Genomic DNA, 4,301 nt, shown 5'->3' on the forward strand with positions numbered 1-4,301 from the left:
GCGACCCTAGTTCATCCAACTGGCAAAGCGTTCGTTGGTCAGCCGTGCGCTTATGATGAGCAGCATTTGCAAAGTTTGACTCAGATTGCAGACATCATTAAGAAGGGTGGCGCGAAAGCAATCTTGCAGATTCATCATGGCGGCTATCAGTCTTTAGCTGAATTTGGCGAAGTGATTGCGCCGTCTGCCATGGATAATGGCAAGCAGATCGCTCGTGCGATGACGGTGGATGAGATACACGCTGTTATTAACGGCTTTGGTGTGGCGACCGATCTTGCGATACGAGCGGGCTTTGATGGTGTCGAGATTCACGGCGCGAATAATTATCTTATCCAGCAGTTCTTCTCGCCTCAGTCGAATCAGCGTAATGATGAGTGGGGTGGCAGCCTTGAGAATCGCCTGCGCTTCGTGGATGCTGTCATACAGACAGTAAATGAGGTGAGAGCCAAGCATGACAAGTCTGACTTTATTGTCGGTTATCGATTCTCCCCTGAAGAGGCGGGCGAGCAAGGACTGACGATGGCGGACTGTTTTGATTTGATTGATTATTTGGTTCAGCAGCCATTGCAGTATCTGCATGTCTCGTTATGGGATTTTTATAAGAAAGCTCGCCGTGGTGCAGACACGAATCTTACCAGAATGTCGCTCATTCACGAGCGCATCGCTGGATGTCTGCCGCTGATTGGGGTGGGCTGTCTGCTGTCCGCTGATGACGTGAATCACGCATATGCGACAGGGTGGGCTGAATTCATCGCGGTTGGTAAGGCAGTTATGATCAATCCTAATTTTGCCACATTAATGAAAACAGGCGAATACGATAAGATCAACATCGCCATCGATCCAGAGTGCAACCACATCTACAAAATTCCAAGCCAGCTGTGGGCATACCAACAAAAAGGACTTGCCTACCTGCCGCCTTTAAAGGGCAAGCAGTGGCAACCTTTGGATATTTAATCTTGTGGACTTGAAAATATCAAGACAGGCAGCATAAAGATGGCATTAACCATCACTAACGCGGAGCAGACCATGAGCAATCCCAATCTTAATACAACAGATACAAATAACGCATCCTTTGATGGTCTGGACATCGATAATCTGGACTTGGATGCCATGCTTGGCGACTTCGCTGATGTCACCGTTGAAGGTGGTTTTGATGCGGATAGTGCTGAGGATGACTGCGCAGGCGGTGCTTGTAAAATCTAAATTGGATAACGAACCGCCTTGATGGGCGGTTTTTTATTTTATACAGAATTAATCAGATGGAATAAGCGATGAGAATTGTAGAGCATTTGGGTCAGATAGAGCAAACCATCACAGAGCATAGAATTGTTCTGCTGTACGTGCAAGCACCCAACTGTGGCGTGTGCAGGGTGTTCTTGGAGCGGGTGCAAGGTATGGAGGCGGATTTTGATGATGTGCAATTCATTCAGGCGAACATTGCGGATGTGCCAAATATTGCAGGGCGTTTCCATGTGCTGACCGCGCCTGCTGTGTTGGTGTTCTTATCGGGAAAAGAGATCTATCGAGGAGCTAGATATCTAAAATTAGATGAGATCAAAGAAGTGCTGCAGGATTGTCAGGGTGTCTAACAATCGATTGCTTCTTAGTATAGCGATACAATATAAAGACCACCAAATCGGTGGTCTTTATATTACACAAGGATTATCCCTTTAGAGTCTTGGCGTGGAATTCGATGTGTTCACGAATGAAGCTTGCAATGAAATAGTAGCTATGATCATATCCACTGCGCAGATGAAGCGTTGCATCAAAGCCAAGCTCGTTGGCTTTTTGGGTGAATTTCTCAGGCTGTAGTTGCTCAGGGTAGAAGCTGTCTGCCAGACCTTGATCGATCAGGATGGGCAGGTCTTTGCGGGTGCATTTATCCAATAACTGCAAGCTGTCATATTCTGACCATGTTGCCGCATCACTGCCCAGGTAGGCGCTAAAGGCTTTTTTGCCCCATGGGGTATCACTTGGGTTGACGATGGGTGCGAAAGCAGAGACGCTCTTGTATCGATGTGAGTTCTTTAGAGCGATCTGCAGTGCGCCATGTCCGCCCATGCTGTGCCCGAATATGGCACGTTCATTGGTCACGGGAAAATGACTTTCGATGATCTTTGGCAGCTCATGCACCACATAGTCATACATTTGGTAGTGCTTAGCCCATGGTTCTTGGGTGGCATTGACATAGAACCCCGCGCCTTGCCCCAGATCATACGCATCATCATCAGCCACGCCATCACCTCTAGGCGATGTATCAGGCATCACCAGTGCAATACCATGCTGACTGGCGAACTGCTGGGCGTGCGCCTTCGTGGCGAAATTCTCATCGGTGCAGGTAAGACCAGACAGCCAATAAAGCACCGGCACTTTTTTGCCGTGAAGAGTTGCAGGTGGTAGATAGATGGCGAAGGTCATCGTGCATTGGCTAGCGTCAGAGAAATGCTGATAACGCTCATGATGCCCATCGAACATCTTGTAATGGTTGATTTGAGTGAGTTTATCCATGACTATCCTATAAATATTGGGGTAGCCCTTAGAGTGTCTAAGGGCTGGTATTTGGATGAATTAGAAATGTATCACTGAACGAATTGATTTACCTTCATGCATCAGATCAAATGCGGTGTTAATCTCATCAAGTGGCATGGTGTGTGTGATGAAGTCTGTTAGTTTAAACTCGCCTTTCATATACTGATCGATCATCGCAGGCAGCTCAGTGCGGCCCTTCACGCCGCCAAATGCTGAACCACGCCATACGCGTCCTGTCACCAACTGGAAGGGTCGTGTACTGATCTCAGCGCCTGCAGGCGCAACACCGATGATGATGCTCTCGCCCCAGCCTTTGTGGCAGCATTCTAGCGCTGAGCGCATGACATTGACATTACCGATGCACTCGAATGAGAAGTCCACGCCACCGTCTGTCATGTCAATGATGACTTCTTGGATTGGCTTGTCAAAGTTATTGGGATTGATGCAGTCAGTTGCGCCTAATTCCAAAGCTTTATCGAATTTATCCGCATTAATATCAATGCCAATAATGCGACTTGCGCCCGCCATTCTCGCGCCGATGATCGCCGCCAAGCCGATACCACCAAGACCGAACACAGCCACTGTGTCGCCTTGTTTGACTTTGGCGGTCTTGGTAACAGCGCCGATGCCTGTCGTTACGCCGCAGCCCAGCAGGCAGACTTCCTCTAGGGGTGCTTCTTTTTGGATTTTAGCAAGGGAATATTGAGAGACGACCGTATATTCTGAGAATGTGGATGTGCCCATATAGTGATAAATGGGCTGACCATCCTTAAAGAATCTCACCGTGCCATCTGGCATAAGACCTTTGCCCTGTGTGGCGCGCACTGATGAGCAGAGATTGGTTTTGTTGGATTTGCAGAATTTGCATTCTCGGCATTCGGCGGTGTATAGAGGAATGACGTGATCGCCCACAGCAAAATCAGTTACGCCTTCGCCAACCGCTTCAACAATCCCCGCGCCTTCATGTCCAAGCACGCAAGGGAATACGCCTTCAGAGTCCTGACCGCTCAAGGTGTAAGCATCAGTATGGCAGACGCCTGTGGCGACGATGCGCACCAAAACTTCGCCTTTTTGGGGTGGCATGAGGTCAAGCTCTTCGATTTTTAGGGGTTCGTTGGGCGCCCACGCGACCGCAGCACGAGTTTTGATGAAGTTCATGAATGTACCTTAATTCGTAAAATTAAAAAAGTTTATGAATGCGTATTATATCAAATCGAGAGTTATAAAAATAATTGTTTTAGGTAATTTTGGGTTTTAATAAAACTAATGCGCTATTGGTTTTTACGCAGTTTTTAACGAAACTTTTAGTATGCTTGAGTGTATTTGGATTATAAATCAAAAGTTGAATTATTGCTAAGCCCGCTTTATAATGCGTTTAAACCCTTAAACCAAAAAACAACACCCATGACTCAATCAAATACTAAGCCAAACCCCAATTCCAACCTAAGCCCCGACCATGCCATGTCCGTCATGAAAGACTGTATTCCTATTTTTACGGTGCTGGCGGACGAAAATCGCCATTTGATTTTAAAACTTCTACTTGATAATGGCAAAATGAACGTCAATCAACTCACCGACAACCTGCACCTATCTCGCCCTGCGGTGTCTCATCACTTAAAAATCATGCTGTCCGCCAATGCTCTTAGCGTGGAGCAAATTGGTAAAGAGCGGTCTTATCGTTTGGCGATGAAAGATGAGATTGAAAAAATGGGTGAATTGGTGGAATTGATGAGAGTGTATTGTCCGAGTGGTGGAGCGTAGTTTTAATTAAA

At 47.0% G+C, this 4,301-nt stretch carries 6 protein-coding genes; 4 read left to right on the forward strand and 2 right to left on the reverse strand.

Features of this window, described 5'->3' with window-relative positions; translation table 11 throughout:
• The 3 genes from GY683_RS07940 to GY683_RS07950 form a co-directional block, all read left to right on the forward strand.
• Nucleotides 1-954: NADH-dependent flavin oxidoreductase (locus GY683_RS07940; RefSeq protein ID WP_297288220.1), on the forward strand; the 954-nt coding region annotated here is incomplete at its 5' end.
• Between the two features lie 39 nt (nucleotides 955-993).
• The gene (locus GY683_RS07945) at nucleotides 994-1,203 is read left to right on the forward strand and encodes a hypothetical protein (RefSeq protein ID WP_297288221.1); all 210 of its coding nucleotides are present in this window, start codon (nucleotides 994-996) and stop codon (nucleotides 1,201-1,203) included.
• Nucleotides 1,204-1,271: 68 nt separating this feature from the next.
• Complete coding sequence (locus tag GY683_RS07950; protein WP_297288222.1) at nucleotides 1,272-1,589, forward strand: thioredoxin family protein; 318 nt, start codon at nucleotides 1,272-1,274, stop codon at nucleotides 1,587-1,589.
• A 73-nt stretch (nucleotides 1,590-1,662) separates the two neighbouring features.
• On the opposite strand, the gene fghA is transcribed toward GY683_RS07950, so the two are convergent.
• Together fghA and GY683_RS07960 are read right to left on the reverse strand one after the other, a co-directional pair.
• Nucleotides 1,663-2,508 carry an S-formylglutathione hydrolase gene (fghA, locus tag GY683_RS07955; RefSeq protein ID WP_297288223.1) on the reverse strand — a complete coding sequence of 282 codons (846 nt, stop codon included), beginning with the start codon at nucleotides 2,506-2,508 and terminating at the stop codon, nucleotides 1,663-1,665.
• A 60-nt stretch (nucleotides 2,509-2,568) separates the two neighbouring features.
• Entirely contained in the window at nucleotides 2,569-3,678 is a 1,110-nt protein-coding gene (locus GY683_RS07960) for an S-(hydroxymethyl)glutathione dehydrogenase/class III alcohol dehydrogenase (RefSeq protein WP_297288225.1), read from the reverse strand.
• 255 nt (nucleotides 3,679-3,933) lie between these two features.
• Here GY683_RS07960 and GY683_RS07965 point away from each other — a divergent pair, with 255 nt between their 5' ends.
• Complete coding sequence (locus GY683_RS07965) at nucleotides 3,934-4,290, forward strand: helix-turn-helix transcriptional regulator (protein WP_297288224.1); 357 nt, start codon at nucleotides 3,934-3,936, stop codon at nucleotides 4,288-4,290.
• The last annotated feature ends 11 nt before the right edge of the window (nucleotides 4,291-4,301 follow it).

This window comes from Moraxella sp. (assembly GCF_024227015.1).
GTDB lineage: Bacteria > Pseudomonadota > Gammaproteobacteria > Pseudomonadales > Moraxellaceae > Moraxella.

Excerpts from the sequence above, each read along its gene's own strand:
- GY683_RS07945 (WP_297288221.1), top strand. The coding sequence starts at position 994 with ATGGCATTAACCATCACTAACGCGGAGCAGACCATGAGCAATCCCAAT.
- GY683_RS07950 (WP_297288222.1), top strand. The coding sequence starts at position 1,272 with ATGAGAATTGTAGAGCATTTGGGTCAGATAGAGCAAACCATCACAGAG.
- fghA (WP_297288223.1), bottom strand. The coding sequence starts at position 2,508 with ATGGATAAACTCACTCAAATCAACCATTACAAGATGTTCGATGGGCAT.
- GY683_RS07965 (WP_297288224.1), top strand. The coding sequence starts at position 3,934 with ATGACTCAATCAAATACTAAGCCAAACCCCAATTCCAACCTAAGCCCC.